Below are 6,041 nucleotides of genomic sequence, written 5' to 3'. Positions count from 1 at the left end.
TCGACTACCTGTTTATCAGACATATAAGGCAAAAATTCCGTTACATTCTGATACTCTAACTATTCGGACAATTGTTCAAGTTATTTTTACATGAGTCCTTACTTCAACAGCCGTCACCGTAATCGTTGCTGAGGCTGGGTTATCCTGCCTGTCCAGAAGTATTTTCCTGTGCAGAGTCGCTTGCTGGCTTTGGTTCGCCAGATGTCGCAGGGGTAATTTTCTTGCGTCTGGATGGTGGTTTGTTCATTATTTCACCTCCAGGCTGATAGTAGTTGAACAAATATTGAATTGTGTCATCATAGAATATAGAGTTTTTATTTATACCCCCATCCTTTAAACAGGTTGGGGTTTTTCATTGCTTTTTATATTTTGCACTGACGAAAGAATACTTTGACGAAAATCAGTCCAATACCACAGTTAAGAAGACAGACTTCAGAATTCAGGAGCCTGAATTCAATTCAGACTTTGAACTTCGGACAACTGAACTCAATTTCAGCTTATTTTAGAAAATATCCTCTTCAAGACATGGGTAAAATAACGGCTAATGCTTGATTATTTGACAGCGGGTATTGCATTTTGGATGACTTTGTTTGGAGTACAAGAGTCGTTGTTAGAATTTCGCCTGGGTTATCTCGGTCGCTACTGGTTTCTTGTGATTAGTGCTAGCTTACTCCTGAGCTTTTTGCTCTCTGCTCCGATTACTATCACGCTAATCATTAGATTTACAGTAGATCCGTTCACTTGGACAGGTAATATTATTCTTTGTACGATCACTGCGGTAATCTTTGGTGTGATTCTTAGTCTGGCGCAATGGTTGATACTTCGTCAAACCGAGATGACACCGAGAGCTTTTGCACTAATCAATACAGTTATTGGAACTCTCGTTTACTTTCTACTGGTATGGTTCAATGAGGGTACTCTGGAGTGGAGCGGTAATCCCTTTGGCGGCTGGAAAACTGGACTCGTCTTTTTAGCTGGTGGTGCAATTACCGGAGCTGTCACAGGTAAGGCTTTGGATTTTTACTGTGAGCGAGTAGAGCGGCGATTAATTCAGCTTGAGAGAGAACGCGTTGAAAGAGAAACCAGAGAGAGAGAACGGATAGAAACAGAAATACGTGAAAAAGAAAGGCAAGAAATAGAAAAGCTAGAAAGGGAAATTTTAGAAAGAAAAAGGATAGAGAGAGAAATCGCTTTGGAGGAAGAAAGAAAGTGGTATGAAGAACACGGTGATGATGATTTCGATTATGAGGATGATGAAGATGAATAATATCTAAGCTTCGTGTTATCAGTTATACAAGATAATACAATCTTAACCATACAATTTCTACTCAATCAGAGTATATATTTAATATGGCTATCAAATACCCTTTTTTACTCAATACCTTTGCCAAAATAAGAGCCTACTAAAATTTTAGCAAAAATGGCAAAAAGACTGATACAAGATCCTTTAGTTTACAAGGTAGCTTGGAGACTCAAACCCTTTCCCCTACAAGTGATACGAAAAAAAAGCTTGCGGGAAACCTTGAAGTAATTTTTAGGACTTATTGTTTTTGCCGAACCCAACAGACAAGGGAGTTAATATATGAACTTACCCTCGTAAATTGGCGAAGGTATTGTTACTTGCACTGTTATCCCTCTCTATTATTTGTGTTGGTACGGCTTCCGTCTCTGCACTCTATTTACCAATACCAACAGCACTAGCACTTATAAAGGATGACTAAAAGTCCCCATCAATCATCTGAGTTTTTCTCTCAACGATTTTACAAAAGTTTTTATTTCCTAGGATAAAAATCTCTGTGATGTGGTATTAATATGTTAATACACTGATACACTGTTTGAAGTTCCCTGTCAAATTTAGTCTGGTGTTTACTCAGCTTTCTTTTGCTTTATGGAAAAAATATATGATGTTGTAATTGTTGGTGCTGGCCCCGTTGGATTAGCAACTGCTATTGGCTTACGCAAGCATGGTATAGAAAATGTTCTTGTTATCGACCAAACTCGTACCTTCCGTCAGGTTGGTCATGGGTTGGATCTTCTCCCAAATGGATTAAAAGCTCTCAAATGTTTAGATTCTAATGCTTACGAAGAGGTCAGAAAAACTAGTGTTAGGCTCTTTAATCCTCAACAATCTAATAACGAGAAAACTATTAAAACTAATCAGGAACAAAAACCTCCAAAGACTTCTCCTAAATGGGTTTACAAAAATTTGCAGGGGCAGTTAATTCGGTCAATACCTCTTGGGTTCGACGACTGGTTTAAAGATTATGGGGAAGGTCGAGTGTCAGTTCCTTGGTATGATTTGCAGACAACCTTAAGACATCTACTACCTCAGGAGCAGGTTCAAGCTAATCACCGTTGCATCAATGTTGTGGATGAACCAGAAAATGGGTGTGTCCGAATAGATTGCGTATCTAATACAAGCATAGAAACCAATCTCTATGCTCATTGGACAAACGAAAATAAACATAATGATACACAGTTCGAGAGTTCAAATACTACCCCCAAACAATTAGAAACAAAATCGCTTCGAGCTAAGTTGATTATTGCAGCAGACGGGATTAACTCTACAATTCGTAAAGTTCTTTACAAAGATAGTCCATATTCTGATTTTGCACAGCCTAAATATTCAGGATTTGCAGCAATATCTTGTATGGAAACAGATGAGATACCAAGTGAGCTGTGGACAGAATTACAAGATAAATTTTTTCAAGACTCATCAATTGTAACACTCAGTAATGATCAAGTATTTAGTGATCAACCTTGGATAGAAAAACCAAGGTTTATGTTATTTCGCAAACGAAGCAGTCAAGTTGGATATATCATAACTCTGGCTTTGCCTTTGGATTTATTACAGGATAAGTCTGGAAGTTCTTTGATTAATTTAGCTGTACAGGAGTTAGAAAAGGGAGGCTTTCCTCACATACTCAAGCAATTAGTGCGTAGCTCTCCCCCTACTAATATGCAGCAGCGCCCATATTACATCCACCGCGCTACCATTTCAGATCCTATCCAAATTCCTAGCAAAATTGACATTAATACTGATGAGTACCCTGTCAAATTTCAACCATCCTGGAGTAGCGGGCGAGTTGTACTGGTTGGTGATGCAGCACATGGAATGCCTCCGTTCACAGCTCAAGGAGCTAATCAAGGACTTGAAGATGCACTAGCTATTGCAACGATTATTGCTAACATCGCTCTCGAAAATAACTGGGATGATAAGCAAGCTATAGCCACAGCCTTTGAGAAATATGAGCATCTTCGTCGCCCATTTGTGACATATGTCCAAAAGGCAACATTGACAGGTTTTCCTCACTCATCAAATGAAAAGTGGCAAGAATATCACCAACAGGTATATTGCCGTAATTTTGACCAAGTAGTAGAAGGGTTATTGTGAAAGCCTCTGCGAACAAGGCATAGTTAGGACGCAGATTAATTTTCTCTCACCTGGTGTCATCTGTACCACTTGAAATAATTTTTCTGAGTTAATTGGAATTGATAATTTTCTTAATACAAATAATAGCTAGACTTTGTTCTATGAGTAGCAAATGCATTTTATTCATTCATTAATCACAAATATAAAAGAGGGGCGTTCAGTGAAACAGCGTGCTACACAATTCTGGAGCATTCAAGGTAGCATCCTCTTTTTTTTGTTAGCCTCCCCATCAGTTACAGCACAAGTCATACCAGATAAAACGTTACCCGTTAGTTCTATTGTTAGATTACAGGATAATACCAGAGTCATTGATGGAGGCACTATTAAAGATAGTAACTTGTTTCATAGTTTTGAACAGTTTTCTATTCCTACAGGCAGCACGGTTTTATTTAACAATGCTCAAAGTATTCAGAATATTTTTGGTCGTGTAACAGGCTCATCAGTTTCCAACATAGAAGGGTTGCTCAAAGCTAACGGCATAGCCAACTTATTTTTAATCAATCCCAATGGGATTATCTTTGGAAAAAATGCACGATTAGATATTGGTGGCTCATTTTTTGCTAGTACTGCCAGTGCTGTTAAATTTGCTGATGAGTTTGAGTTTAGTGCTACAAATCCTCAAGGGACAACCTTGTTGACTGTTAGTGCTCCTGTTGGCTTACAACTTGGGAGCAATTCAGGTGCAATTCAGGTACAGGGTACAGGTCAAGGTCTAACTGCTCCAAGTACACTGCGTTCACCAATTATTAGGGGTAGTACCTTAATTGGTCTCTCGGTACAACCAGGTAAAACATTAGGTTTATTAGGGGGTAATGTCACTTTAGAGGGTGCCACTCTGACAGCAGAGGGAGGAAGGATTGAACTGAGCAGTGTTGACTCTGGTATGATCAGCCTTATTCCAATTGTTCAAGGGTGGACTTTAGGATACGAAGAGGTATCTTCTTATAAGGACATTCATCTGTCTCAACAAACTTTAGTGGATACTAGCGGGAATAATAGTGGCTCTATTGCTATACAGGGCAAGCTTATCTCATTAAGCGATGGCTCCATAATTTTAGTTCAAAACCAAGGTTCACAACCTTCGGGCGGTATTAGTATCAATGCTTCTGAATTACTGAAATTGAGCGGAATCTCTCCAGATGGAAGATTTCCTAGCATCTTGCGGACTGAATCTACAGCTTCTGGAAGTGCAGGAAATATAGATATCTCCACTAAGTGGATGGTTATTCAGCAAGGAGCAGGTATAAGCAGTAGATCCTATAGTTCTGGCAAGGGAGGTAGCATTAATATCAATGCCTCTGATTCTATAGAATTGCTTGGTTTTTCACCCTCTAATCCTTTTATTACCAGCAACATCACTACTAGTACCTTAACTACTGGGAAGGCAGGAGACATCACAGTGTCAACAGGGCGGTTGATAGCTGAGGATGGCGGAATGATTATATCTCTAACTCGTGGAATCGGCGCAGGAGGTTCGGTGATTCTGAATGCAACCAACTCTGTACAATTATTTAACTCTGTGGAATTGATTAATTCAGGTAGAGAGTATGTTCCTAGCCATTTAGCTGCTTCAACTTTTAGTGCAGGAGATGCTGGCAATCTAATAATAAATACACAAAAAATGGTAGTGGGGGATATGGCAACAGTTAATACTTCCACTATAGGCTCTGGCTCTGCTGGGAGTATTACTATAAACGCTTTCGATTTAGAGATACGCAATAGGGTAAGTTCATCTGCGATTAGACCAGATTCAGACACCCAAAAAGTATTTGGAGTTCCTTCAGTACCAAATGGCTCCCCTGGAGAGGTAAATATCAATACTGGGAGTCTACGTATCACAGATGGTGGACAAGTTAGCGTTAGCAATGAGGGAGCAAGTACTGATGCTGGAAGGCTTACAATTAATGCTCGGTCAATTACTTTAGATAATAAAAGCTCTATCACTACCGCAACTGCTTCCGGCGAAGGCGGCAATATCGACATCAATACACAGAATTTACAGCTACGCAACAGTACTATTAGTGCAACTGCCGAAGGTAACGGTAATGGCGGCAATATCAAGATCAATACACAGATCCTAACTGGTTCAGAAAACAGCAGCATAAAAGCTAATGCATTCGAGGGGCGCGGCGGTAATATTCAGATAAATGCTCGTGGATTATTTTTATCTCCCGATAGCTTTATTACCACACGTTCACAGTTGGGAGTTGATGGTACAGTCCAGATCAACAGCTTTAACGTTAATCCTGCTGGCATTAAAGCAGCCCCAGAAATTGTTACAGAAACTCCTAATATGGTATCGGGTTGTGCTGCACAATCAGGCACAGGAAGTGATATGTTAATTGTGGCTAGCAACAGTCCACCGCCTAAATTTGACGAACATCTAGATAGTCAACCTATCTGGCAGAAAAATTCTGTTTCATCTAAGTCCGATGAACTTTCATCTAAGTTACAGCTATCAATAATTAAAGAGACTACGGAAATTGTTGAAGCTCAGAGTTGGATAATAGACCTCTTGCAAAATTACTTTTATGTTATAGTCAAGGGTTTGCATTTTGGAATTGCTAAATTTAACTCATAGTTATAAATTGCTGCTAGTAAGTTACAA

At 39.4% G+C, this 6,041-nt stretch carries 3 protein-coding genes; all 3 read left to right on the top strand.

Features of this window, described 5'->3' with window-relative positions; translation table 11 throughout:
- Positions 1-544 precede the first annotated feature (544 nt).
- Positions 545-1,267 carry a hypothetical protein gene (locus H6G26_RS43400; protein ID WP_242054233.1) on the top strand — a complete coding sequence of 241 codons (723 nt, stop codon included), beginning with the start codon at positions 545-547 and terminating at the stop codon, positions 1,265-1,267.
- 621 nt (positions 1,268-1,888) lie between these two features.
- The gene (locus tag H6G26_RS37320; protein WP_190736610.1) at positions 1,889-3,394 is read left to right on the top strand and encodes an NAD(P)/FAD-dependent oxidoreductase; all 1,506 of its coding nucleotides are present in this window, start codon (positions 1,889-1,891) and stop codon (positions 3,392-3,394) included.
- A gap of 199 nt (positions 3,395-3,593) precedes the next feature.
- Positions 3,594-6,014 (top strand): filamentous hemagglutinin N-terminal domain-containing protein, encoded by a 2,421-nt coding sequence (locus H6G26_RS37315; RefSeq protein ID WP_190736608.1) that lies wholly within the window; start codon positions 3,594-3,596, stop codon positions 6,012-6,014.
- Positions 6,015-6,041: the final 27 nt, after the last annotated feature.

Origin of the sequence: Nostoc sp. FACHB-888, from assembly GCF_014696655.1 — a bacterium.
Lineage (GTDB): Bacteria > Cyanobacteriota > Cyanobacteriia > Cyanobacteriales > Nostocaceae > Nostoc.
The sequence above is the reverse complement of the archived record's forward strand: the minus strand, read 5'-3'. Positions and strand labels throughout refer to the sequence as shown.

Coding starts and splice junctions, on each gene's coding strand:
- H6G26_RS43400 (WP_242054233.1), top strand. CDS start 545: ATGCTTGATTATTTGACAGCGGGTATTGCATTTTGGATGACTTTGTTT.
- H6G26_RS37320 (WP_190736610.1), top strand. CDS start 1,889: ATGGAAAAAATATATGATGTTGTAATTGTTGGTGCTGGCCCCGTTGGA.